This is a genomic window from Pampinifervens navoyensis, assembly GCF_046159715.1.
Lineage (GTDB): Bacteria > Aquificota > Aquificia > Aquificales > Aquificaceae > Pampinifervens.
The window spans coordinates 205,255-229,218 of record NZ_JBJXCT010000001.1; the positions used below are offsets into that span (position 1 = coordinate 205,255).

Annotated in this window: 29 protein-coding genes; 11 read left to right on the forward strand and 18 right to left on the reverse strand. The window is 49.4% G+C overall.

Going from position 1 to position 23,964, the window contains the following annotated elements:
• Genes ACKRDP_RS01160 through ACKRDP_RS01190 form a run of 7 tightly spaced genes read right to left on the reverse strand, consistent with a single transcriptional unit; the run spans position 1 to position 3,457 of the window.
• On the reverse strand, positions 1–753 hold the full coding sequence (locus tag ACKRDP_RS01160) for a sulfite exporter TauE/SafE family protein (RefSeq protein WP_409152920.1): 753 nt from the start codon (positions 751–753) through the stop codon (positions 1–3).
• Positions 753–1,373: a nitroreductase family protein gene (locus tag ACKRDP_RS01165; RefSeq protein ID WP_409152921.1), complete on the reverse strand. Its 621-nt coding sequence runs from the start codon at positions 1,371–1,373 to the stop codon at positions 753–755. Before ACKRDP_RS01165 ends, ACKRDP_RS01160 begins: the two co-directional genes overlap by 1 nt.
• Complete coding sequence (locus ACKRDP_RS01170; protein ID WP_409152922.1) at positions 1,370–1,948, reverse strand: NAD(P)H-dependent oxidoreductase; 579 nt, start codon at positions 1,946–1,948, stop codon at positions 1,370–1,372. Before ACKRDP_RS01170 ends, ACKRDP_RS01165 begins: the two co-directional genes overlap by 4 nt.
• A 1-nt stretch (position 1,949) precedes the next feature.
• Positions 1,950–2,516, reverse strand: coding sequence for a class I SAM-dependent methyltransferase (locus ACKRDP_RS01175; protein ID WP_409152923.1), 567 nt, complete (start codon positions 2,514–2,516; stop codon positions 1,950–1,952).
• Entirely contained in the window at positions 2,517–2,744 is a 228-nt protein-coding gene (locus ACKRDP_RS01180) for a hypothetical protein (RefSeq protein WP_409152924.1), read from the reverse strand. It lies immediately after the preceding gene.
• Between the two features lie 12 nt (positions 2,745–2,756).
• Positions 2,757–2,951 (reverse strand): CDGSH iron-sulfur domain-containing protein, encoded by a 195-nt coding sequence (locus tag ACKRDP_RS01185; protein WP_409152925.1) that lies wholly within the window; start codon positions 2,949–2,951, stop codon positions 2,757–2,759.
• 2 nt (positions 2,952–2,953) lie between these two features.
• Positions 2,954–3,457, reverse strand: a complete 504-nt coding sequence (locus ACKRDP_RS01190) for a hypothetical protein (protein ID WP_409152926.1) — start codon at positions 3,455–3,457, stop codon at positions 2,954–2,956.
• Here ACKRDP_RS01190 and ACKRDP_RS01195 point away from each other — a divergent pair.
• Positions 3,456–3,818 (forward strand): winged helix-turn-helix transcriptional regulator, encoded by a 363-nt coding sequence (locus ACKRDP_RS01195; protein WP_409152927.1) that lies wholly within the window; start codon positions 3,456–3,458, stop codon positions 3,816–3,818. The genes ACKRDP_RS01190 and ACKRDP_RS01195 overlap by 2 nt on opposite strands.
• A gap of 2 nt (positions 3,819–3,820) precedes the next feature.
• Here ACKRDP_RS01195 and ACKRDP_RS01200 read toward each other — a convergent pair whose 3' ends face one another.
• The 6 genes from ACKRDP_RS01200 to ACKRDP_RS01225 all read right to left on the reverse strand — a co-directional run bounded on the left by ACKRDP_RS01200 (position 3,821) and on the right by ACKRDP_RS01225 (position 8,199).
• Positions 3,821–4,204, reverse strand: coding sequence for a PaaI family thioesterase (locus ACKRDP_RS01200; protein ID WP_409152928.1), 384 nt, complete (start codon positions 4,202–4,204; stop codon positions 3,821–3,823).
• Positions 4,201–6,285, reverse strand: coding sequence for a xanthine dehydrogenase family protein molybdopterin-binding subunit (locus tag ACKRDP_RS01205; protein WP_409152929.1), 2,085 nt, complete (start codon positions 6,283–6,285; stop codon positions 4,201–4,203). The genes ACKRDP_RS01200 and ACKRDP_RS01205 overlap by 4 nt, the downstream gene beginning before the upstream one ends.
• Positions 6,282–6,743 (reverse strand): (2Fe-2S)-binding protein, encoded by a 462-nt coding sequence (locus ACKRDP_RS01210; protein WP_409152930.1) that lies wholly within the window; start codon positions 6,741–6,743, stop codon positions 6,282–6,284. Before ACKRDP_RS01210 ends, ACKRDP_RS01205 begins: the two co-directional genes overlap by 4 nt.
• A complete protein-coding gene (locus ACKRDP_RS01215) occupies positions 6,737–7,294 on the reverse strand; it encodes a flavodoxin family protein (protein ID WP_409152931.1) in 558 nt (185 codons plus the stop codon). The genes ACKRDP_RS01210 and ACKRDP_RS01215 overlap by 7 nt, the downstream gene beginning before the upstream one ends.
• 2 nt (positions 7,295–7,296) lie before the next feature.
• Positions 7,297–7,845, reverse strand: a complete 549-nt coding sequence (locus tag ACKRDP_RS01220) for a DJ-1/PfpI family protein (RefSeq protein WP_409152932.1) — start codon at positions 7,843–7,845, stop codon at positions 7,297–7,299.
• A 90-nt stretch (positions 7,846–7,935) separates the two neighbouring features.
• Positions 7,936–8,199 (reverse strand): hypothetical protein, encoded by a 264-nt coding sequence (locus ACKRDP_RS01225; RefSeq protein ID WP_409152933.1) that lies wholly within the window; start codon positions 8,197–8,199, stop codon positions 7,936–7,938.
• Positions 8,200–8,255: 56 nt separating this feature from the next.
• Between ACKRDP_RS01225 and ACKRDP_RS01230 the strand changes: the two genes are divergently transcribed.
• Complete coding sequence (locus tag ACKRDP_RS01230; protein ID WP_409152934.1) at positions 8,256–9,314, forward strand: hypothetical protein; 1,059 nt, start codon at positions 8,256–8,258, stop codon at positions 9,312–9,314.
• A 9-nt stretch (positions 9,315–9,323) separates the two neighbouring features.
• The gene (locus ACKRDP_RS01235; RefSeq protein WP_409152935.1) at positions 9,324–9,845 is read left to right on the forward strand and encodes a gamma carbonic anhydrase family protein; all 522 of its coding nucleotides are present in this window, start codon (positions 9,324–9,326) and stop codon (positions 9,843–9,845) included.
• Here ACKRDP_RS01235 and ACKRDP_RS01240 read toward each other — a convergent pair.
• Positions 9,829–10,659, reverse strand: a complete 831-nt coding sequence (locus ACKRDP_RS01240; RefSeq protein ID WP_409152936.1) for a DMT family transporter — start codon at positions 10,657–10,659, stop codon at positions 9,829–9,831. The genes ACKRDP_RS01235 and ACKRDP_RS01240 overlap by 17 nt on opposite strands.
• Before the next feature lie 20 nt (positions 10,660–10,679).
• Between ACKRDP_RS01240 and ACKRDP_RS01245 the strand changes: the two genes are divergently transcribed.
• The 6 genes from ACKRDP_RS01245 to ACKRDP_RS01270 are packed head-to-tail and all read left to right on the forward strand — an operon-like array spanning position 10,680 to position 16,669.
• Positions 10,680–11,804 carry a pyridoxal-phosphate-dependent aminotransferase family protein gene (locus tag ACKRDP_RS01245; protein WP_409152937.1) on the forward strand — a complete coding sequence of 375 codons (1,125 nt, stop codon included), beginning with the start codon at positions 10,680–10,682 and terminating at the stop codon, positions 11,802–11,804.
• Complete coding sequence (gene pspA / locus ACKRDP_RS01250; protein WP_409152938.1) at positions 11,798–12,433, forward strand: phosphoserine phosphatase PspA; 636 nt, start codon at positions 11,798–11,800, stop codon at positions 12,431–12,433. The genes ACKRDP_RS01245 and pspA overlap by 7 nt, the downstream gene beginning before the upstream one ends.
• Positions 12,408–14,948: a tetratricopeptide repeat protein gene (locus ACKRDP_RS01255; protein WP_409152939.1), complete on the forward strand. Its 2,541-nt coding sequence runs from the start codon at positions 12,408–12,410 to the stop codon at positions 14,946–14,948. Before pspA ends, ACKRDP_RS01255 begins: the two co-directional genes overlap by 26 nt.
• A gap of 1 nt (position 14,949) precedes the next feature.
• On the forward strand, positions 14,950–15,564 hold the full coding sequence (locus tag ACKRDP_RS01260; protein ID WP_409152940.1) for a MotA/TolQ/ExbB proton channel family protein: 615 nt from the start codon (positions 14,950–14,952) through the stop codon (positions 15,562–15,564).
• The gene (locus ACKRDP_RS01265; RefSeq protein ID WP_409152941.1) at positions 15,561–15,953 is read left to right on the forward strand and encodes an ExbD/TolR family protein; all 393 of its coding nucleotides are present in this window, start codon (positions 15,561–15,563) and stop codon (positions 15,951–15,953) included. Before ACKRDP_RS01260 ends, ACKRDP_RS01265 begins: the two co-directional genes overlap by 4 nt.
• Positions 15,950–16,669: a YdcF family protein gene (locus ACKRDP_RS01270; protein WP_409152942.1), complete on the forward strand. Its 720-nt coding sequence runs from the start codon at positions 15,950–15,952 to the stop codon at positions 16,667–16,669. The genes ACKRDP_RS01265 and ACKRDP_RS01270 overlap by 4 nt, the downstream gene beginning before the upstream one ends.
• On the opposite strand, the gene ACKRDP_RS01275 is transcribed toward ACKRDP_RS01270, so the two are convergent.
• From ACKRDP_RS01275 to serS, 3 genes are read right to left on the reverse strand one after another with little or no spacing between them, the layout of a single operon-like run.
• On the reverse strand, positions 16,637–17,638 hold the full coding sequence (locus tag ACKRDP_RS01275) for a DHH family phosphoesterase (RefSeq protein WP_409152943.1): 1,002 nt from the start codon (positions 17,636–17,638) through the stop codon (positions 16,637–16,639). The two genes, ACKRDP_RS01270 and ACKRDP_RS01275, sit on opposite strands and share 33 nt — an antisense overlap.
• Before the next feature lie 25 nt (positions 17,639–17,663).
• Entirely contained in the window at positions 17,664–20,405 is a 2,742-nt protein-coding gene (gene ileS, locus ACKRDP_RS01280) for an isoleucine--tRNA ligase (protein ID WP_409152944.1), read from the reverse strand.
• Positions 20,406–20,414: 9 nt separating this feature from the next.
• Positions 20,415–21,686, reverse strand: a complete 1,272-nt coding sequence (serS, locus tag ACKRDP_RS01285; protein ID WP_409152945.1) for a serine--tRNA ligase — start codon at positions 21,684–21,686, stop codon at positions 20,415–20,417.
• 21 nt (positions 21,687–21,707) lie between these two features.
• Between serS and ACKRDP_RS01290 the strand changes: the two genes are divergently transcribed.
• Positions 21,708–22,076 (forward strand): HEAT repeat domain-containing protein, encoded by a 369-nt coding sequence (locus ACKRDP_RS01290; protein WP_409152946.1) that lies wholly within the window; start codon positions 21,708–21,710, stop codon positions 22,074–22,076.
• Positions 22,077–22,087: 11 nt separating this feature from the next.
• Positions 22,088–22,384 carry a cupin domain-containing protein gene (locus ACKRDP_RS01295; RefSeq protein ID WP_409152947.1) on the forward strand — a complete coding sequence of 99 codons (297 nt, stop codon included), beginning with the start codon at positions 22,088–22,090 and terminating at the stop codon, positions 22,382–22,384.
• Here the strand turns inward: ACKRDP_RS01295 and ACKRDP_RS01300 are convergent.
• A complete protein-coding gene (locus ACKRDP_RS01300; protein ID WP_409152948.1) occupies positions 22,354–23,934 on the reverse strand; it encodes an alkaline phosphatase D family protein in 1,581 nt (526 codons plus the stop codon). The genes ACKRDP_RS01295 and ACKRDP_RS01300 overlap by 31 nt on opposite strands.
• Positions 23,935–23,964 lie beyond the last annotated feature (30 nt).

Sequence of the window (23,964 nt, forward strand, 5' to 3'; positions counted from 1 at the left end):
CTATTCTACCACCAGCATGTAAACTCCAATAGAAAACCCCCACATGACCACAAAAAGCCTGACCACCCTGGGTCTTAGTCCCAGAGAAACCCTCGCTCCCACATATCCACCCAGTGCAAAGCCTGGCATCATAGAAAGGGCATAAAGCCAGCTCACTTTTCCGCTAAGCACGAAGATGGAAGCACCCAGAAGGTTTATTGAAAAGCCCAGAAGGTTTTTGAGGGCGTTGGCGGTGTGGATGCGATGAACTCCAGAAAGGGTCAGGCTCGCCAGCATCATTATGCCAATGCCTGCGCCAAAGTAGCTCCCGTATACACCTGTAAGGAATTGAAGAAAAAGAGGCAAGAGCAGGTATAGCCCCCTTTTCTCAGGGGAAAACCTGGAGATGAGCCTTTTTATCACCTCGCTCAGGGCAAGCATGGAGACTGCAAAGAATATGAGGAAGGGCACCACTGACCTGAAGGTCTGGGAGGGTGTATTGAGGAGAAGAAGGGCACCAGCCAATGCACCAAGAGCAGAAGACAGGAAAAAGGGTGCTATGAGGCTTTTTATCTCCTTGAATTCTTTTCTGAAGCCAAAGGCACCAGAAAGTGAACCTATCCAGAGGGCTACCGTGTTGGTAATGTTGGCAACTACAGGGTCAAGCCCAAGCCAGAGAAGAGCGGGAAAGGTGATGAGAGTTCCACCGCCGGCCACTGCGTTTATTGCCCCCGCGAGGAAGGCAGAGCCGAAGGATATAAAAAAGGACTCCACTAAACTATCCTTCCAAACTCCTCGAACCTGAACCTGTAAGCCCTCGGCAGTAGCTCTTTTGAAGGGTCCTTGTAGCCTATGGCTATTATCATGGGCACCACCTTGTGCTCTTCTATAAGGAGAAATTCCTTAAGCTTTTGCTCGTCGTAGCCTTCCATGGGGTGGGTTTCAAGTCCGTAGGCTCTGGCAACAATCATTATGGTCATGCCAAAGAGGGCTGTGTCCCTGACCGCTTTCCTGAAAGCCCTCTGTGGGTCCTGCCAGCCTGCGGTAATCTGAGCCTTCAGGCTCTCCCTTGCCTCTGGCTTTACATATCCCAGCTCTATCCAGCTGTCAAGAACTCTGTCCACATGCTCAAATCCAGCCCTTGTGTTGGCAAGGAGCACTATGTTGGCGCTGGCGTCTTCCACCTTCTGCTGGTTATAGCAGATTTCCTTTAGTTTCCTTTTCTTTTCCCTGTCCTTTACCACAATGACCTCCCAGGGCTGTATGTTGTAGCCAGAAGGAGCAGTGGCGGAGACCTCAAGAATCTCCTTTATAAGCTCATCGGGCACATCTTTTGTAGGGTCAAAAAAGGTGATGGACCTTCTTTCTGTGATTAGCTTCAGACACTCTCTCATAGGACCTCCTCCAGTTCTTTTCTGATCATTTCCAGCATGGCCTTCCTTTCATCCTCGGTTATGTAAGGCACCGAGTAGAGGAAAAGGTGTCTGAGCACCTCCACGCCACAGAACTTGAAAATACCCGTGTCTGTGGTCTTTATCAGACATTCTTCCATACCTGACGGTCTATAATCAAGCTCTGAAGCTCCGAGGGTGTTTATTATGAATGCTTTCTTGTCAGAAAGAAGCCCTACAAGCTCACCATCCCTTTCCTCATAAGCAAAGCCATAGCTAAAGACCCTGTCTATGTAGCCCTTGAGGATGGCGGGCATACCCGTCCACCATATGGGGTAGATAAAAAGAAGCAGGCTGGACGCCTTTATAATGTCCTGCTCTCTCCTTATGTCCTCGGGCACATTTCCAGAAAGAAAGGTCTCAAAATCCCTCGCAGAAAGCACAGGGTCAAAGCCCATGGCATACAGGTCTCTAAGTTCATACCTGAGACCCTTTGAGGAGAGAAAGCCGAGCACCTCTTCCTTTATGGCGTGATTGAAGCTCTTGGGATTGGGATGGGCGTAAATTACTGTTATCATGTTATGCCTCCTTTGCTCTGAAGATTAAAAAGTAGTGGTAGGGGAAGACAGAGTGTCTCTCCAGCAGTTTAAAGCCTCTCTTTTCCATGAAGCTGAGCACCTCATCCTCTGGCACTCTCTCTTCAAGGGGTGGACCAGCTGGTGAGTGCACAGGATGCCAGTCTATAAGTATTATTCTGTGACTGGTTATCCTGCCAACTTCTTCCAAAAAATCCTCGGGCTTTAAGAGTTCATGAAAGAGATTGGCAAGAAGGCTCACACTGACCGCTCTGTCCTCTAAAGGCATGTGGTCTTCCTCACAGAGCATATATTCTATGTTTTTCAGTCCCTCTTTCTGAACCCTTTCCCTGCACCTTTCCAGCATAAAGGAGGACTGGTCTATGGCATATACCTTTTTTACATGCTGAGCTAAAGGCAGGGTAAAGTATCCCGGACCACAGCCTATGTCCGCCCAGACCTCATATTCTTTTGGCTCCACCACCTTGAAGAAATCCTCTACGCTTTGCCAGCTTTCTCTTTGTGGAAGCAAAAGCACCTGCCAGTTGGTTTCTGGAAACTTAAAGACCATTTACTCCTCCACAGATACCATGTAATTCCAGTGTTCTATAGCTTCTTGAACTGCCTCCTGATGCTCCTTTAGGCTATCGTATAGCCTCTTCATGAAGACTTCACAACCCTCCACAGGAGCGTAGCTTGCGCATACCTCCACCTCTTCAAGGCAGGCTGAAAGAAGGTCTTTAAGGCTTTCAAGCCTTTTCACATACTCAACCGCCTTTTCCCTGTCAAAGTTCTTCATAAAAAGCCTCCTTTATAGCTTTATTTCTATCCTTGAGTTTTCATCATATAAGTATAGCTTACCGTCCTCTTCGTCCTTTGTTCTTTTGTGAGAGCCATCGCAGAAGGGAAACTTCTTAGAAAGACCGCACTGGCAAAGATAATAGGTTTCCTCGCCAGCCTCTAACTTGTAGGGTCCTTTTTCTGTAAGCTTTACAAGTCTTGCCATGTTTACACCTCCTTTTGTGGTGGATTGTAAAGAAAGCCAGTTACTCCACCCCACACTGCGTGGAGCACAAAGGTGCTTATCTGTGCATTCACGGGCATGGGCTTTTGAAACCACAGGGCGTTGCCAAGGCTTCCCACAAAGGAAACTATCATGACAAATATGTGCCAGAGCACTCCGTAGATTATGCCCTTGAGAAGTCCCGGACCCGGTAGAAGCCTCCATACATAGGGAAGCACCAGAGGTATGGCAAAAAGGGTGGCATCTATCTGATGCTTGAGAACCCAGCCCCAGTCCTTTGTGCCGGGGAATACGCCAAAAAGCCCAAACCATCCTGCATACACCATATCAAGCACCACCATAGCCCATCCCCCCATCTGAGATGCGAAGAGAAAGCTCCAGAAGTTTACCCCCTTCATTACGCTCATGGTTATACCTCCTGCCTTTGAGTTTATCCCCCGATGCATGTCTGTCAAGAACGGTCTGTTTTGATATATACTATCTTCCATGAAACATAGAAACAACTCAGTAGTTTGCCCTGCAGAGCTCGCCATACAGACGCTGAGCGGTAAATGGAAGCTCTACATACTAAAAAACCTCATGAACGGCAAAAAGAGGTTTTCTGAGCTTCAAAGGGCAATACCTGGAATCACCCAGAGAATGCTCTCAAAACAGCTCAGGGAGCTCGAAGCCTGTGGGCTTGTAAGCAGAACTATCTATCCCGTGGTGCCTCCCATGGTGGAATACGAGCTTACGGAAATAGGCAGAAGCCTTGAGGATATCTTTGAAGCCATGCACCGCTGGGGTCTGAAGTATATAGAGTTTATGTCCGTTGAAGGCATAACCTATCCGGAGGAGAGTGGGGATTAGGTTCAGGAGCTTCTGAATTCAAGCACCGCATAGGTGCCCGTGGCGTAGGCAACCAGCTCTGAGCCCTGCCAGACCTCCACCACTGCAAAGGCAACTCTTTTACCCATCTTAAGAACTTTCCCCTTTGCGACCAGCTCACCCCTCTCCGCAGGCTTGAGGTAGTTAACCTTTATCTCTATGGTGACAGAGGTTCTGTCTTCTGGGAGGTTTGCCACCACCGCATACCAGCCTGTGTTGTCCGCAAGGCTTGATATGACTCCACCATGCACATAGCCAAGGTGTTGAAGGTGATAGTCCCTCACATCTATCATCAGAACCGCCTCCTCTGGGGAGAGGCTCACCAGCTCCGCACCTATGTGTTCCAGAAAGGGCAGGCTCAATTTCACAGCAGGCTCTTTATGTATTCTGGGCTCATGGGCAATCTGTTTACCCTTATGCCATAGCCCCACAGGAGGGCGTTGGCGACCGCAGGCGCAGTGGGTGGTAGTCCTGGCTCTCCAACCCCACCCATCTCACGCCTTGAGGTGAGTATGTGAACCTCTATCTCCGGCGCTTCATCGGTCCTCAGAAGCTGGTATGTGCCAAAGTTTGTGTTCTCAACGCCACCGCCTGCAAACTTCACCTGCTCTTTTAGAGCCATGCTGAGCCCCATAACCACAGCCCCTTCCACCTGAGAGCGGATAAGGTCGGGATGGACCACCACAGGACCCACATCTATGACCGCCACCACCCTGTGAACCCTTACCTGACCGGTTTTTCTGTCAAGGCTTACCTCCGCCACATGGCAGGCATGACTTCCAAAGGAGTAGTGGTAGGCAATGCCGAGGTTTTTCTTCCTGCCCCAGCCTGCCTTTTCCATGGCGGTCTGGACTACCCTGTAGGCTACCGGGTTGTTTTTGAGGAGCCTTAGCCTGAGCTCACCCGGGTCCTGCCTTGTCTGGTAGGCTATACGGTCTATAAATGTCTCAAGGCTTAAGGCGTTGTGGGTTGAGCCCACTGACCTCCAGAACCACACGCTAACTGGAAGCTCCACATCCACCCTTTCTACATGCAGGTTGGGAATGTCATAAAACATGTTTTCCACACCCTCTACTGATGCTCTCCCACCCAGAAGTGGCTGGACTGCTATCTTAAAGCTAAGAGAGGTTATGTTGCCCTTCTGGTCTGCGGAAGCTCTCAGAAGGGTTGCACTGTAAGGTCTGAAGTAGCCAGACCTGATGTCGTCCTCTCTCGTGTATATGAGCTTGACGGGCTTTCCAAGCCTCTTTGATATCTCAAGGGCTTCTGCCACAAACTCTGCGTTTGCCTTTCTTCCAAAGCCACCCCCAAGATATGTGGTTATGACCCTTATCCTGCTCTCTGGAAGCCCGCTTATTCTCTTTGCCGCCTCCAGAACCCATGTCTGGGACTGAGTGGGAGCGTAGACTATGCACTCGTCCTTCTTTACCCAGGCAAGGCACGCCATGGGCTCCATGGTTGCGTGATATAGATAGGGTTGTATATAGGTCTCTTCCAGCCTTGTGGATGAGCTTTCAAAAACCTTCTGGGGGCTTCCCTTAACCTTTACCACTTCACCTCTCTCTTTCAACTTCTGCAAAAAGTATCTTTCAAGGTCCTCATTCCCCCAGCCCTTCACAAGGCTCTCACTCCACTCTATCCTTACCCTTTCTCTTGCCTTCTGACAGGACCAGAAGGACTGCCCGCATACCGCCACACCTGTGGATATGGGAAAGACATCCACCACCTCAGGCAAAGACTTTGCTTCGCTGGCCTCCACCTTCATAGGCTTTGCACCAAAGTAGGGAGGTCTTTCTACCACCGCATAGACCATGCCATCTTCAAAGGTATCTATGCCAAAGATTGCTCTGCCCTCTACCTTCTCCGGTGCATCAAGCCTGGGCACAGACCTGCCAATATATATAAACTCATCCGGTTTTTTGAGTCTGGGTTTTGACGGCACAGGCTCTTTCATGGCGAGGTCTGCAAACTCACCGTAGGTGTAGCGCCTGCCGCCTGCAACAATCAGTCCCCTCTCAGCCCTTATCTGCTCTGCTGGAATACTCAGCTTTTTGCTGGCAGAACTGATAAGCATCTCCCTCATGCTGGCACCGGCGAGCCTGAGGGTCTCATACATGTTTCTTACGCTGGTGCTTCCCCCAGTAAGCTGTATACCCATCTTGGGGTCTACATAGGCTCTGCCTGCAGGAGCTGGTCTTACCCTTACCCTTTCCCAGGGAAAGTCAAGCTCCTCCGCTATGAGCATGGGAAGACCTGTGTAGACGCCCTGACCCATCTCTGACTTGTTTACAAAGACAGTAAGATAGTTGTCTTTTGAAAGGTTTATCCAGAGGTTTGGGGCATACCTTCTTGGCACTTCCTGAGCCTTGAGAATTCTGTAGCCGCCGGGCGTTAACATGACGGAAAGAGTAAGACCACCCAGTCTTAAAAGTTCTCTTCTCGTAATCATGCTTTGCCTCCTCTTGAGGCGGTTTCTACCGCCCTGACTATCCTGTTGTAGGTGCCACACCTGCATATGTGAGAAGAGAGCCTCTGGATGATTTGCTCCCTTGTGGGTCTTGGATTTTCCATCAGAAGTGCATATGCCTCCATGAGCTGACCGGGCTGACAGTATCCACATTGAGGCACCTGAAGCTCAAGCCATGCCCTTTTGAGGGGATGGTCGGAGGGTATGCCTTCTATGGTTGTTATCTCCTTTCCCACCGCATCCTTTACAGGCAGAAGACAGGACCGGACCGCCTGCCTGCCCATCAGAACCGTGCAGGAACCACACATGCCAATACCACACCCAAACTTTGTGCCAGTCAATCTAAGCCTCTCGCGTATAACCCACAGAAGGGGCTCATCTTCGTAAGCCCTAACCCTGTATAGTCTGCCGTTTATCTTCAGTTCAAAGTCTTTTACCATGGAAACTTACCTCCAAAGCTTATTATGTGCTCTAAAAGCTCTCTTCTTCCCCCGTAAACCACCGCCACATACTGGGCAAGCCTTTCGCCCAGTCGCAGGCAGGCTTCCTTTTCCTCTTGAGTTCTTGGCTCTCCTGCCACAACTGCGCCATAATGAAGGGTAAACTTTTTTCCAGTGTAGTCAGTGAGCCCAAAGACTAAAAAGCCGTAGTTTATCAGCATATAAAGCACAGAGAGGCACGCCACTTCATTGCCACCGCCCCATCCACCTGAAGAGGAAAAGGCACAGCCAATCTTGCCATCAATCTTTCCCCACAGGTCTCCTATTACATCGTCAAAAAACCTCTTGAGCTTCCAGGACACTATACCCATGTTGGTGGGCGTGCCCACAGCCATACCATGGCACCAGAGCACATCTTCCTTAGTGGCTTCCTCAACAGACCTGAGCCTGACCTCAGTGTCTGCTACCCTCCTTGCTCCCTCTGCCACCAGCTCTGCCATCTTCTTCGTGTTTCCCGTTCTGCTGTCGTATAACACGAGCACATTCCCCATCTTTAACCCTTTAAGAGTTTAAGAAACTCTCTCATTATCTCTGGAAGGTCTGGCCAGGCTCTGCCAGAAACAAGGTTCTTATCCACAACCACACCGTCCACATACTCACCCCCTGCCATCTCAACATCGGCTTTCAGCACATAAAAGGCGCTCACCTTCCTGCCCTTTACCACACCTGCCGCCACCAGCAGTTGAGGACCATGGCAGAGAGTTGCCACAGGCTTGTTCTTCTCAAAAAAGTGCCTGACAACCTCTACAGCTTTCTGATGAGTCCTTACATACTCGGGAGCTCTCCCCCCGGGTATAAAAAGGGCATCAAAGTCTTCGGGATTTACCTCCTTGAGGGTAAGGTCTGCCTCCAGCCTGTAGCCAAGCTTCTCCGTATAGGTCTCCATCACACCTGGCTCCATGTCGTGGACAACTGTCTGAACCAGCTTTCTGCCAGGCGTTGCCACCTTCACATCAAAACCCTCTTCTCTTAACCTGTAAAGGGGATAGAAGACCTCAAGGGCTTCTGAAGCATCTCCAGTGAGGATAAGAACCTTCTTCATGACCGCACCTCCTTCCCTGAAAGTATATGTCTCTCTTCAGGTGCGGTCAAGAAGGGTTTTACCTTTAACTTAGTTACATCTCTGTAAGCTTTACCAGTCCCAGCGTGGGTGTTTTTTCCAGCGCTTGGGTCCACGCTTTTCTATTATGACCACCTTTTCGTAAGGGGCATAGTAATATACGGGTGTGGGCCTTATTATGACCACATCCGGGCTTCTGTCCGCATACACCACCCTCCTTTCAGGACAGGACGGGTATCCAAGGTTTACCCCTAGGGAAAGGTAAACCCTGTCGCCTGCGGCGCTTACTCCACTTAGGCCCATAAGGGCTGCAGACAAAAGGACGAGCTTTTTCATGGCACTTCCTCCTTATGGAGGAGTATAATCACTCAAAAATGAAAAGAGGATGAAAGGTGTTTGAGTGCCTCCTATTGCAAGCAGAAGGGCTATTCAACAGCGCTATCTTTGCATCCGACGGGCATGTCCTTACAGGAAGGGTTTTCAGTGAGGGCGAGGGATACCAGGCCCTTCTCCTGGATGAAAGGAGGAGGATTGCCTTTCTCATAGGGGATAAAAGGGATGAGAGTTTATACAGCGTGAAAAAATGTGGTGGGAATTATGTGGCAGCAGGACACTCGGGAGAAAGGTCCTTGCTTCTGATTTACAACAGCACCTCTGGAGTTATAAGCTCTTTTCTGGGTCCAGAGGGTATACTCTGGCAGGTCAGCTGTGAGTATGCGGTAGGAGGCCTGAGGGAAAATCTCTGGCGTCTCTTCATTGTAGAAGTGGCGAAAAGAAGGGGCAGAGCCTATTCTGCTGACAATAACATATACGCCTACAGCCTTGCAGGGACAGGAGGTGGCTATGTGGTGGTGGGAAGGGTAGGAGAAGAAGGGAAATACGATGGCTTTATATTGTGGACAGACCCTTATATGAAACCTCTGAAGGCCATAAGAAGCGGATGGAAGGAGAACGACTATCTAAGATACACAAACGGAAGGTGGGCTGCTGGGAGGATGGAAATTGGTGGGGACTCGGAGGGTTTCCTTGTTAAGCTCGCAGGCCTCGAGAGTATACTTTACAAAAGACCAGGCTTTGATTATTTCAGATTTGTATCCTCGGACGGGCTTTTCATAGCCGGTGAGGGTGATGGGCAGAATCAGGTGAGGAAAGCCTTGCTTGTGCACAACAGGCACGGCTCGCTGCTTGGTGAAGGTTTCTCTGCGGTGAGGTTTTATGATGAGAGGTCCATGAATGCCTACGGATATGTCTACAAAGAGTGGAGAGCTTATGCCTTCAGGCTCAGGCACTCCCATGTTGAATCGGGGTTTAATTACCTTACTGAACATAAACCTCTCAAGTGGAAGAGTCTCAAACTGTCTGCAAAGAGAGGCTCTTTAGAGCTCAGGGAGCAAAATTTTCCTGTCAGTGAGGTTGCATACACTTGGGAAGAATGCGGGAAGCTCCCTTAAAATATTCCTATGGCGCTCCTGATGCCCTACAGAGACAAGCACCCTCTCATACCACCTTCAGTCTTTCTTGCAGAAAACTCGGTAGTTATCGGAGATGTGGAGATGGGTGAGGATTCTTCTGTCTGGTTCGGCACCGTCATAAGGGGTGATGTGAATTACATACGCATAGGAAGGGGGACAAACATACAGGACAACTCGGTGGTGCATGTAACTCATGACACACATCCCACCATAATAGGAGACTTTGTAACGGTGGGACACAGGGTTATACTGCACGGGTGCAGGATAGGGAACCATGTGTTGGTGGGGATGGGCGCTGTAGTGATGGATGGGGTTGAGGTAGGAGACTACGTGCTCATAGGGGCTGGTGCACTTCTTACGCCAGGAAAGAAATTCCCTTCAGGCGTGCTTGTGGCGGGCTTTCCCGCAAAGGTGGTTAGGGACCTGAAAGAGGAGGAAATAAGGCTTATTGAAGAGTCTGCCAGAAACTACATATCCTATAAGAACTCATACCTCAGTCAGAGGCCATAAGTGCGTTGCCTGCTACCATAAGCATGGCTGGAAGCAATATCCTCTCCGCCCTTTCCCTCAAGAAGAGCTTTCCATAGAGGAGGACCACGAGCAGAGAAAGCCTTTCTGCGGAGGCAACATAAGATGAAAGGGTGAAGAAAAGTGCCAGGTTGTAGAGCACATCACCTATGGCGAAGAATAAACCCAGAAGTGGGACCTCCCAGTGCGCGTAGTTTTCCTTTTTGAGAACTTCAGAGGGCTTCACAAACAGTAGAGTTCCCAGGCTCATGCAGAAAGTATAGAACCAGCTGAAGAAGAGGCTATTGCTCTCCATTATGGAAGCCTTGCCAAGAACCACATTAAAACCAAAAAGGGCGGTGGAGATAAGCATGTAGAGAACTCCCCTGTTTTTTCTAAAAAACTCTCTTGGAGAAAAGCCCACGAGAAGGAGGCTTGCCATCACCACCAGAGACATACCCAGTATACCAGCGAGGGAAGGCTCCTCGGAGAGGAGAAGCCAGCCAAATAAGGCTGAGAAGACTGGCATGAAGGAGTAGAAGGACATGGCGACAGAGAGAGGTGCGTGTTTCAGGCCCTTCATAAAGAAGACTCCACCCAGAACCTCAAGGGGGAGCCACAGGAGGGCATACAGGACTACTTTTACGCTTAAATCCCAGTAAAGGGCACCCAGAGGTGCAAGCAGGAGGCATGCTATGGGAAACCTGACCCAAAGAGTGAAGTTCTCATCAACCCCCTTTAGTAGAACCCTTTTGCTCAGGTAGTCGTTTGTTCCCCAGAAAAGGGAGGAGAGCAAAGCAAGAGAAAGTCCGAGCATTTGGGGTAAAATATTCTACCATGTCTCAGGAAAGAATCTTCACACCCGGTCCTGTTGAGCTTCCCGAGAGAGTAAGAGAAGTTCTCGGAAGGCAAATAATACATCACAGAACCGAAGAGTTCAGGCACGCCTTTCTTGAAGTTAGAGAGCTCTTCAAAAAGCTTCTTGATGAGCCCTCGGAGAGCTTTGTCTTTTTTGCCTCTTCAGGCACTGGGGCCATGGAGGCAACAGTTCTCAACTTTTTCAGAGAAGGTGAGAAGGTGCTTGTGATAAACGGGGGGAAATTTGGCGAAAGATGGTTAAAGCTTGCACAGCACTGGGGGCTAAAGCCCATAGAATACAGGGTAGAGTGGGGCAAGTCTGCAGACCCGGAAAGGGTAAGGAAGCTTCTCAAGGAAAACCCGGATTGCAGAGGAGTTCTCTTTCAGATATCTGAAACCTCTACTGGTGTTTACCACCCAGCTCTGGAGATAGGAAGAATATGCAGGGAGTTTGATGCCCTGTGCATTGCGGATGCCATAACCGCTCTTGGAGTTTATCACATTAAGCCCTCAGAGTGGGGTCTTGATGTGCTTGTGGGTGGCTCGCAGAAGGGCTTTCTCCTCCCTCCCGGGCTTTCCACCCTCTGGTTCTCGGAAAGGGCAGAAAAAAATCTCACAGACAGAGCCTTCTACTTCAGCATAAGGAAAGAACTATCAAAACAGAAGGAGGGTCAGACTGCATGGACACCTGCCATAAGCCTTATACTTGCTCTGAGAGAGTCTCTGCACATGCTCCTTGAGGAAGGTATGGAAAGAGTTGAAAAAAGGCACAGGGCTGTCTCTGAGGGAACTATAAGGGCGGTTGAAGCCCTTGGTCTGAGGAGGTTTGCAGAGAACCCCGCCCTCTCGGTAAGTGCGATAAGTTCTGAAAGGTCTGAAGAGTTAAGAAAAGAGCTTCTCAAGCTCGGCATAAGGGTTGCAGGTGGTCAGGATGAGCTCAAGGGTAAAATATTCCGCATATCCCACATGGGCGTTGACCCCAAAGATGGTCTTATGCTTCTTGGTATGCTTGAGGTGGTGCTAAAGAGGTCGGGTTTTCCCGTAAACCTCGGGGAAGGTGTAAAAGCTTACAGCCAGACCCTTATAGAACACAGAATATGGTAAAGCTCTACATCATAAGGCACGCAGAGAGTCAGTGGAATCCCATAGGCAGGTATCAGGGGCTTCTTGACCCAGAGCTTTCAGAAAGGGGCAGAGAGCAGGCCAGAAGGCTTGGAGAGCACTTCAAGGATGTAGAACTCCATGCCCTTTACTCCTCCCCTCTTAAAAGGACCCTTCAGACGGCTCAGGAGATAGCCAGTGTGAAAGGTCTTGAGGTGGTGGAAGAAAGGAGAGTTATAGAGATTGACCACGGCAACTGGTCTGGGCTTCTTGTGGAAGAGGTGCAGGAAAGATATCCTGAGCAGTTCAGACAGTGGTTGGAAGAGCCTCACAGGGTGAGCTTTGAGGGTGGTGAGAGTCTGCAGGATGTTTACAGCAGAGTGAATAGCTTTATGGAATACTTGAAGGAAAGGCACTGGGGTCAGAATGTGGCTGTTGTCTCACATACCGTTCCCATAAGGTGTATGTATTGCGGTCTTCTTAAGGTGGACCTTTCTAAGTTCTGGTCTTTTGGATGCGATAATGCCAGCTATTCTCTTGTTCACATGGAAAAGGACAGGAATGTTATAATGAGGCTTAACATAACCTGTCATCTGGGGGAACTTTATGTGGAAGCCTATAAGGCTCTTTAGCCTATTACTACTTCTGGCTATTGCCTTTGCCCAGCAGATAAGTAAGGAGTTTGACGTAAGCGTGGAGCTTACCGGAAAGGTTTTTGAGGAAAAGCCCAGGCTAATGCCTCCGGAGAAGCTTCCCATGCCTATCGCAAGAGAGCTCGACCTGACTCCTACCCTGCTTGAAACTCCAAGGGTTATGGAATTCGCTCAGGTCAAGCCGGTGGAGAGAGCAAGCAGTATAAGCTGCGGAGAGCCAAAGGACGCCCTGTCTTACAGGCTTGGTGTTGACTACTACCTGAAGGGCAGAAGCTCTCAGGCTGAGGAGGAGCTCGGGAAGGTTATTGTGATTCCCAACTCACCCTTCAAACCTATGGCAGAGTATGTGCTTGGAATAATAGCCTACTCAAAAGACCAGAAAGGCAGAGCCCTTGAGCTTTTCAGTAATTCCTGTCAGTTTTCCCACATGTATCAGAAACCTGCCTGTGAGGCTTACTATGCCCTTCACTTTGTCCTGAAAGGCTCTGTTCCTGAAAATAGGGACGGGCTCTGGCAAGTGGTAAGGAATATAAAAGAAGGCAAGGCAGAAAAACCAGATTGTAAAAGTGCGGTCTTTAGCCAATACTGTCAGTATGTATCAGATTTTGTGGAAGGTAAGGAAAACCCTCTATACAGGGACAGCACATTGCTGAGGGCTGCTATCATAAAATACTTTGCAGGAAGCCTGCCTGAGGCAAAAGGCATACTCTCCTCCTATTCTACCCCAGGAAAGCCATACAGAGACATAGCTCTTTATTACCTTGCACTGATTGAATACAGGGAAGGGAAGGGAGAGCAGGCTTTCAGGTATGCAGGAGTGCTGGAAAGCCTCAGCCCAAGACTTGCGGGTGAGCTCTATGCCTTCATATCGGAGAAGGACTTTTATCTTTCAAGGCTCACATATGCTATGACAAAAAATCCCCGCTTTTTAGAAAACGCTGGCATCATAGCTTACAACGCAGGGGATTACTCCCTTGCGTTCAAGAGCTTTCTTGAGGCTGGAAATCTCAGGTATGCGGTATACTCTGCAGTCAGGGTGGGAGACTACAAAAGGGTTATAAGTCTTTTAGAAAACAAGAGAGGTAAGGACAGGGAAGATTACATGTGGCTTCTTGAGGCTCTCTACTGGACTGGTGGGGACATGAACTCTTTGCTTTCTGAGGCGGCGGGGCTATATCCAGAGCTTGCCAGAGAGTTCAGCGGATGGGAAAGGTTCAGGAGAGGAGACTGGCTAGGAGCTCTGGGGTTCTTCCAAGACCCTTACTACAGGTCCATAGCCCTTTACAACCTTAAGAGATACAGAGAGGTCATTAGTTTGCTCCAGGGAAGGAATGACCAGAGGTCAAAATTACTCAAAGCCCGCTCCGCCCTGATGTTGGGAGATACGGGGCTGGCAAGGAGCTTTCTCACAGACAGGTCCGACGAGGAAGTTTACCTTCTGGGCATGTCCTATTTTCTTGAGGGTAACTATCAGAGAGCCATATCCTTCTTTGACAGAGTTTCAGAAAAAAGCCCCCTCAAAGCGAGAGCTATGCTGAGGGTGGGAGATGCTCACTACAATATGGGAAACAGAGAAAAAGCAAAGGAAAGCTACTATGAGGTTTTGCGCAGGTTTCCTGACAGGGAGGAGGCAAAACAGGCAACCCTCTCCCTTCTTGAGTTTTCTGGCAAGGATATAAGGGATGAGGAGATGGAGAGGCTTATAAAAGGCTACATGGAAAGGGAGAAAAACCCACCACCCGAAATAATCTATCAGTACGCAGTGCTTCAGGCAAAGAGGGGAGATAGAAAGGGGGCTGAGCAGGAACTTCTCAGACTACTTAACACGCCTCTGAAGTTCAAGGCCATCCTTAAGCTTGCCCAACTGGAAGAGGAGATTCCCAAAAAACTTGTCCTGTATTACAAAGTTTACAGGGAGGCAGAGCTTGAAGAAGACAGAAGGCAGGCAAGGGAAGAGCTTATAAAGCTCTACACATCAGCGGGTGATACTAAGAGCCTTGCGGACCTTCTTGCTGAAGGGGAAAACCCCGACAGGGTGAGGGCTGTGGGTCTTTACCTAGCTCTGAGAGATACTTCCTCTGCCCTCTCCCTCTCCCGTGATATCATAAAGGGGGGATACAGAAGTCAGGAGTTTGAAAGGTATCTCATAGACCTTTACAGGCAGAGTGGGGATACAGCTTTACTGGACTATGTTGTAAAAAGCCCAGATAGAAGCCTAAGAGGGGAAGCGATTCTTCTTCTGGGCTTTGACAACCTGAAAAAGGGTGATAAGAAAAAAGCCCTTGAGAACTTTGTGGAAGTATCTCTCAACTATAGGGGGGAACCCTACTACAATCAGGCAGTGCTTGAGGGTGCCCGTGTGCTTCTGGAGCTTGGTGCAAGAAGAGATGCCAGCTGTATGCTGGAGAGGTTTGACCTTAGCAGGTCAAGTCCCGAGGATGTTAACTTATACAACAGGCTGAGGCAGGGTCTACCAAAGTGTGAGGTGAGGTGATATGGAAGGACTTTTTGAGCTATTGCAGAAAGGCGGACTTGCCATGTATCCTTTGCTATTTCTTTCAGTGCTTTCCTGGGCTGTGATAGTGGAACGCATATTTCATCTCCGTGCCTCCAACTACATAAGCAGGACTGTAAGGGACCTGAAGCCTCTTATCGCAAGTGGGGACATAGAGGGGGCCATAAAACTGCTTTCCACTGACAGCTCCCATACCGCAGGCATGCTCAAAGAAATGCTGCAGAATTACAGAGAAGGCAAGGCTGGCAGGGAGGATATGATAAAAAGCCTTGACCTTGAGCTCTCACTGCTCGTGCCAAAGCTGGAGAAGAATCTTCCTCTGCTGTCCACCGTGGCAAGCGTTGCCCCCCTGATAGGTCTGTTTGGGACCATTACTGGACTCATAAAGGTTTTTTCAGCCTTTGCCACGGCAAACCCCGAGCAGGCAATGGTTTTGCTTTCAAAGGGTATAAGTGAGGCTCTTGTGGCTGCGGCGACAGGGCTTGCGGTTGCCATACCCGCATTGATTGCCTACTGGCTCTTCAGGATATGGGGCAACAGCATCCTTAACAGGATTGAGTCTGAAGTCTTTGAGGTTTTGAGGATACTCAGATGAGAAGAAGAAGGCTGAGCTACGACGAAAGGGCATACATAGATGTTGTCCCTCTTGTGGACACGCTTCTTGCGGTCTTTCTATTTCTTGCAGTCATTGCCTTTCAGTCGCCCGTGACCTTTCTTGCAGTAAAGCTTCCCTTTGCAAAGGAGGGTGAAAAGCTGAGCCTTGAGGTTTTCAGGGTTCAGGTGCTCAGGGATGGCAGGTATCAGGTAGGTGGGAGGGATATGAGCCTGAAAGATATAGAAAGGGATATTCAGGAAAAGAAGCCAAAGACCCTTGTGGTGGAGGCTGATGAGGATGTGCCACACAAGTTTGTGGTTGCCCTCATGGATGTGGGTAAAGGTGCTGGCGTGGAAAATGTGCTCATAGGTGTCCGGACAGGGAGATGAGCTTTTTTCTGAAAAAGCTCCTGAGCTTTCTTCTTCTTCCACCTGCCATATTTATTCTCATGTTCTTTCTTATAGCCATGATTTCAAAGAGGAAATCTGTGAATTTCATAGCAATCTTCGGTGCTCTGAGTCTGTATTTGCTATCGGTAGAGCCTGTAAAAGATATGCTTTACAGACCTCTGGAGAAAGCCTACCCTGTTCCGGAGAGTCTGAGGGTTGATGCACTGGTAGTTCTTGGTGGCGGAGCCTATAACACGGGGATTCTCAAGGAGGACTCCATGAAAAGGCTTCTAACTGGCTTTATACTTCACAAAAAATATGGGCTCCCTCTCATACTCTCAGGTGGTGCAAGCATAGGAAAGCTCCCTGAGGCGGAGGTCATGAGACAGGTTCTTGAGGAGCTGGGAGTGGACAAAAACAGCATAATCACAGAAGTCAGAAGCAGGGATACCTTTGAAAATGCGAGGTATGTGAAGGAAATATGCAAGAGGAGAGGTTTTGAAAGAGTTGCCCTCATAACATCCGCATATCACATGCCGAGGGCTGTTGAAACTTTTAAAAGGTCAGGTCTGGAGGTTGTGCCCTACCCTACAGATTTCAAGCAAGATAAAACTTATAATCTTTACAGCTTCATCCCTCGCATGAGTGTTCTCAATGACAGCTACAAGGCTCTCAGGGAACACTTAGGCGGTCTGGCTTACAGCGTGTTTTATTAGACCGTCTCTCTCAAGGCCTTCTCTCACAGCCTTCAGGAGTTTCTCAAGAGCTTCCTGATAACCACCTGCCTGAATCTTGCATCCAGAGGCGTATTTGTGCCCTCCACCGCCCAGGGCTTCCGCAATCTTTGCTACATCTGCCCTACCCTTTGACCTGAGAGACACCTTCCACACGCCCTCCTCTGGTTTTTCTATAATAGCGTAGGCTACTTCAACCCCTTCCAGAGACCTAGGATAGTTTACAAGCCCTTCACTGTCCGGGTATTCACAGCCCGTTTCTCTGAAAAACCTGTCAAAGATGGTTATGCCTGCCACGAGCCCATCTTCGTGAAGAGACATAGTTTCAAGCACCTTTGATATAAGTTTCATTTTGTTTAAGCTTTCTCTTTCTGCAAAGTTCACAAAGGTCCAGTGGGGCTGAGCCCCCAGCTCCACCAGCTCCTTAGCCAGCTGGAAGGTTTCTGCGTCTGTGTTGGAATATTTAAAAAAGCCAGTATCTGTTGCAAGTCCGGCATAGAGGTTTTCCGCCATATCTCTGTCTATGGCAGACCTGTCCCATTCACAGATTAACCTGTATATAAGTGCTGTGGTGGATGGTGCGTCGGGGTCTATGTAATCATACTCTCCATAGAACTCTCCACCCACGTGATGGTCTATCCTTACCCTTTTGAAAGTCTTCACTTCTGCGTTAACCCTGTAGAAACCGCTGGCATCCACCACTATAGCAAGACTGAATACCTCATTAACCGGCAACCTGACCACCTCCTCAGCACCCGGTAGAAAGTCAAGGAAGTGGGGCACCCTATCCTTGCATCCTACCACAACCCTTTTGCCCTTTTTCCTGAGAAACATGTAAAGAGCAAGAGCACTGCCAAGAGTATCCGCATCGGGATTTTCATGGCTTGCGATTAGGATTGGACCCTCTTCTTCCTTTAAAAGCTCTATGAGAGGTATGCTTTGCTTCATCATAATTAGACCTCCAAACATACTAAATTTATACCTCCTGAAGCACCCCTGCACATCTTCTGCATACTTCTCCCTCAAACTCCTCCTCAGGATAGTAAAGCCAGCACCTCGGGCACTTCCTCCCTTCTGCAGGGGACACGCCCACCTTTACGCCTTTTACGGACTCGCCCTCCAGCACATACTGACCACCTTCGGAGAAGTGAACCCTGCTGACTGTGAAAAAGTATTTGAGATAGTCTTCATACTCTCTTGCCACTTCCAGCCCATCTCCCCAGAGAAAGAGCTGAGCCTCGTAAGGATGGTTCACCGCCTTTTCCCTTCGGGCTACCTCTATAGTCTTCATCACATCCTCCCTCAGTTTTATGAGATACTCGTAGTCTTTCAGGAGTTTTTCATCGGTCAGCTCTTTCCTTGGCTGGGGTATCTGGTGCATAAAGACGCTTTCTGGAAGCTCCGGGTTTATGCCTCTAAGATGCTCCCATACCTCCTCTGCGGTGAAGCTCAGGAAGGGTGCCACCGAAGTTATCAGGGCTTCAGCCAGAGCGTATAGCACCGTCTGGGCAGACCTTCTTTCCGGGCTCTGGGGTACGTAAACATAAAGCCTGTCTTTGAGCACATCAAGGTAGAGGCTGGAAAGCTCTACAGAGCAGAAGTTTCTTATGAGGTGATAGACCCTGTGAAAGGCATAATTTTCGTAGTGCTTGTGGACTTCCTCAAGAACCTTCTGCAGGTAAGAGAGCATCCAGCGGTCAAAGTGGTGGAGCTCATCAAAGGATATAGACCTTGACAATTCAAAATCGTAGAGGTTTCCCAGAAGAAACCTTATAGTGTTTCTTATCTTTTTGTAGTCTTCCACAAGCCTCTGAATTATACCCTTTCCAAGTCTGACATCTTCAGTGTAGTCTTCGGAAACTACCCAGAGCCTGAGGATATCTGCACCATACTGGGATATGACCTCCTGAGGGGAGACCACATTACCCAGCGACTTGGACATCTTTCTGCCCTTTTCGTCCACCACAAAGCCGTGGGTCAGAACCGCCCTGTAGGGTGCATGTCCGTAGCTGGCAACGGACTCCAAAAGCGATGCCTGAAACCACCCCCTGTGCTGGTCTGAGCCCTCAAGGTAGAGGTCTGCCCTGTCTATTCCCCTTTTTCTGAGCACATGGGCATGGGAAGAGCCAGAGTCAAACCACACATCCAGTATGTCTTCCTCTTTTATGAACTCTTTAGAGCCGCAGGCTGGACAGGTGTATCCCTCTGGCAGAAGCTCATGCGGGGATTTTTCAAACCAGAGGTCTGCACCCTCTGGGGAGCCCTCTATCAGGCTGGAGACTCTTTCAAAGACCTCTTTTTCTGCCACCACATGACCGCAGTTTTTGCAGTAGAAAACCGTTATGGGCACTCCCCAGAACCTCTGACGGGATATGCACCAGTCGGGTCTATTTTCCACCATTGACGCTATCCTGTTTCTGCCATAAGAGGGTATCCACTGAACCTTCTCTATCTCTTCAAGGCTCTTTTCCCTCAATCCTGTCATGCTTATAAACCACTGGGGCGTTGCCCTGAAGATGACGGGGTTTTTGCACCTCCAGCAGTGGGGATAGGAGTGCCTTATCCTGCCCTCGTGCAGCAAAAGCCCTCTGGAGCGCAGGTCCTCCACTATGAGGGGGTTTGCTTCAAAGACCCTCATGCCCCTTATAAACTCTGGAGCCTCCTCAGTAAACCTTCCTTCATCGTCAAGGGGTGCAAAGGGCTCAAGTCCGTATCTGAGACCCACCATGTAGTCTTCCCTACCATGTCCCGGTGCCATGTGGACAAGACCCGTTCCAGTGGAGAGCTCCACAAACTCGGAGGGGTATGTTCTGTTCACTCTTTCCCCGTAGGGGGCAATATACTCAAGACCCACTATCTCTGAGCCCTTTACCTCCCTTATGACCTCCCCCTCAACGCCCGTTAGGCTTTTGAGGCTTTCAAGCAGAGCCTTTGCAAGCACATAGGTTTCCTCTCCAACACTGAAGAACACATAGTCGTATTCCTCGCCCACCATAACTCCAAGGTTTGCCGGCAGTGTCCACGGGGTGGTGGTCCAGATTAAAAGGTATGTGTCTGGCTGGTCTTTTAGGGGAAACTTCACATATATGCTGGGGTCTTCCTTCTCGTAGTATTCTACCTCAGCCTCTGCCTCTGCGGTTTTGTCGTATATGCACCAGTAGACAGGCTTTTTGCTCCTCACTACAAAGCCCCTCTGGAAGACCCTTCCCAGCTCTCTAACTTCCTGAGCCTGATAGGTTGGGTCCATGGTTATGTAGGGGTTCTCCCAGTCTGCGAGCACGCCAAGGCGGATAAACTCCTCCTTTTGAACTTCTATAAACCTCTTTGCATACTCCCTGCAGAGCCTTCTGAACTGAACCTTTCCAATATCCTCCTTTGTGAGCTTTTTAGCCTTTAGCTCCTTTTCCACCTGCTGCTCTATTGGAAGCCCATGGCAATCCCATCCGGGCACAAAGTCCACATCATACCCCGTAAGGAGCCTGTATTTTACGATAACATCCTTCAATACCTTGTTGAGGGCGTGTCCTATGTGTATGTGTCCATTGGCATAGGGCGGTCCGTCGTGAAGGACAAAGAGGGGCTTTACCCTGTTTCTTTCCCTGAGCTTTCTGTATAGCCCCTGCCACTTCTGAAGTATCTGAGGCTCTCTCTCTGGCAGGTTTGCCTTCATGGGGAAGTCTGTTTTTGGAAGGTTTAGCGTTTCTGCGTAGTTTCGCATGGTGTTATATTATAGCCTTATAACATCAGCCTTCAGGTAATCTCTGAGTGCTTCTGGCACCACCACGGACCCATCTTCCTGCTGGTAGTTTTCTAAGATTGCCACCAGCGTCCTCCCCACCGCAAGCCCAGAGCCGTTGAGTGTGTGAACAAAGTGAAGCCTGCCACTGATATCCCTGTAGCGTGTGTTCATCCTCCTCGCCTGAAAGTCCTCACAGTTTGAGCAGGAAGATATTTCCCTGTATCGTCCCTGAGAGGGCAGCCATACCTCTATATCGTAGGTTTTTGCTGAGGCAAAGCCCATGTCTCCTGTGCACAGAAGGACCACTCTGTAAGGGAGTCCCAGTGCTTGCAGAACATCCTCCGCATCAGAGGTGAGTCTTTCCAGCTCTTCGTAAGAATGCTCCGGTTTTACGATTTTCACCAGCTCCACCTTGTTGAACTGATGTTGCCTTATGATTCCCCTTATGTCTTTTCCGTAGGCACCAGCCTCTCTTCTGTAGCATGGCGTGTAAGAGACCATGTATATGGGTAGGTCCTCTTCAGAAAGAATCTCTTCCCTGAAAAGGTTTGTAAGGGGCACCTCGGCAGTGGGTATCAGGTAAAGGTCATCCCTTTCGCACCTGTAGAGCTCTTCTTCAAACTTGGGAAGCTGACCTGTTCCAAGTAGAATCTCTGGTCTTACAAGGTGAGGGGGCAATACCTCCCTGTATCCCTTCCTTGAATGGAGGTCAAGCATGAAGTTTATGAGAGCTCTCTCTAACTTTGCACCCCAGCCCTTGAGGACCACAAAACGACTGCCAGAGAGTTTGCTTGCCCTTTCAAAATCAAGGATTCCCAGCCTCTCACCTATCTCCCAGTGAGGCTTTGGCTCAAAGGAAAATTCTCTGGGCTTTCCCCATCTTCGGACCTCCACATTCTGACTCTCATCTTCCCCATAGGGCACGCTCTCGTGAGGCAGGTTTGGAATGCGAAGCATAAGGTCTTTTAGCTGGCTCTCAACTGCAGAGAGCTCCTCTTCCCTCTTCTCTATATTCTCTCTTAGCCTCTTTACCTCTTCCTCAAGTGGTGAAGTATCCTGCCCCTGTTTTTTCAGCATACCTATTTCTTTGCTCTTTGCGTTCCTTGTAGCCCTCAGATCCTCAAGCTCCCTGAGAATGCTTCTCCTCTGTGCATCAAGCTCGAGGACTCTGTCCACAAGACCCGCAAGCTCTTTATCTCTTAATGCAAGCCTTTCTCTGACGAGCTCTGGGTTTTTTCTTATAAGCTCCATATCAAGCATGATAAGGATATTTTAATAGGTGTGAAGTGGTTCTGTCCCTATTGCTGGCATGAGGTCACAGAGAAGGACCTTAAGTGCCCAAACTGTGGTGCAGACCTTGAGAGCTTTCACAGCATGGATTTTGACGACAAGCTAATTCTTGGGCTGAAAAACCCCATCACACAGACAAGGATGTTTGTAATAGAGCTCATAGGCAGGAGACGCGTAGAGAAGGCGGTTGAACATCTGTGCCAGCTTGCCAGAGACAGCGAAGATACCTATGAGCTTGTGACCATATTCAACGCCCTTCATGCCATAGGTGCACAGGGAGCTCTTGAATGTATGAAAGAGCTTGCAGACAGAAAGAACAATCACATCCTGAAAAAACACATAGAGCAACTTCTGGGTTAAAATCTTCAACCATGGACATAAAAACCGCAGAGGAAAGGCTCAGAAACATGGGCTATGAAGGTTTTTATGTCTGGTATGACCCGCCGGGCACCTTCTACGACTGGCATACGCACCCTGAGGATGAAGTCCGTTATGTGCTGGAGGGAGAGATAACCATCGGCACGGAGGAGGGAGTCTACCATCTAAAGGCCGGAGACCTCCTTGAGGTAAAGGCCGGCACAAGGCACTGGGCAAAGACAGAGAGAGGTGTGAGATACTTGTGTGGGAGCAGGAAGGCTCAGGCTCTTTCAAGTAATCCCCCACTATAGAAAAATCTTGCGTCTATCTTCTTATCTGCGTCCCTTCTGTATTTGTTTACCGAGTATATGGTGCATTCTGCCTTTTCTCTGCCAAGCGTCAGCACGCTGTAGCCCCAGCAGTTTATGGAGTTGATGTGCTTTATCCACTGGTTTTGAGCCATTTCAGCCCTCTGGAAGTCCTCAAGGGAGGGGTAGCTCCAGCTCCTTCTCCACCAGCCTCCTTCGTTAGCGTTGATGGAGGAAACCGCCGGCGTCATAAACTCTGCACCTAAGACCCTTTCGGGTTTTTCGTAGCTGTCTGGAATTTCTGCCACAAGGCTTGCGTGCCTGTCGCCCGTTATGGCGATGAGGTTCTGCATGCCCTTCTCTTTCAGAAAGTCCAGCACTTGCTGACGCTCGCCGGCGTATCCGTCCCACGCATCCAGCGAGCCAAACCTTCCATCTGTCATGGACCTTGAAAGCTGAACACTGCTTGCCCATACCTTCCAGCGATAACTGCCTTCTGCCAGTTTTGAGAAGAACCACCTTTTCTGGTCCGCACCCAGCATGGAGGTCCTGAACTGTTCTCTGCAACCTTCTACTCCAAACCTTCCCTCGCATGGGGGCCTATCTTTGTAGCTTCGCAGGTCTGTCACAATAAGATGCCCCAGACCTCCGAGGTCAAAGTCCCTGTATATGGTAATCCATGAGAGGGGGTCTCTGTTTCCAAAGTCAGTCTTTACCCTCGCTGGCACGTATTCAAGCCATGCCTTGAGGGCTTCCTGCCTCAGGCGCAGTATCTTTTCCCTGTCACCACCGAAGGGGTGCTTTGTAAAATACCCCCATGTGCCCCTATGATAGTCAAAGTAGTGGTCGTTGAGAAACTCGTGGTCATCCCAGGTGGCTATAAAGGGGTGCATGGCACGGGCGAGCCTGAAGTCTGGGTCGGAAAGGTAGGTCCTGTATAGATACCTGTAGTCCTCAAGGTTTACGCATATGTCTTCACCCGAGGGCATGCGAAGGTCTCTTCCGGGCACCCTTGCCGGTCCGTATATTTTTTCGTAGATAAAGTCCCCAAGGTGAACCACAAAGTGCACGTCTTCCTGTGCCAGATGCCTGTAGGCAGTGTAGTATCCATCCGCATAATTCTGGCATACCACGAAAGCAAGGGAGAACTCCTCAGCCCTTTCTGGAAGGGTTCTGAACCTGCCCACCATGGAGGGCACATCTGCGTAAATAAACCTGTAGTAATAGGTCTTTCCGGGCTGGAGCTTACCATCAAGGTCTATACGCACCGTAAAGTCGTCGCCGACATTTATAGAGCCCGCAGGAATCCTGCCAGTAAAGGCTCTTTTGAAGTCTGGCTCTTCCGATATCTGCAGTATAAGGTCTCTATTCATCTTCTTGTGGACGGCGGGGTTTACCCGTGTCCAGAGTATAGCTCCCGTCTGTGTGGGGTCTCCGCTGGCAATTCCCTGGGGAAATACTTCCTCTGCATCCTGTGCAAAGCTGAGGTTGTTTATGTGAAAGAGTAGGACACTTGCAAAACAACTTTCAAGAAAACTTCTTCTCGTGAGCACAGTCTTAATTCTACAGACAGACTGTTAAAC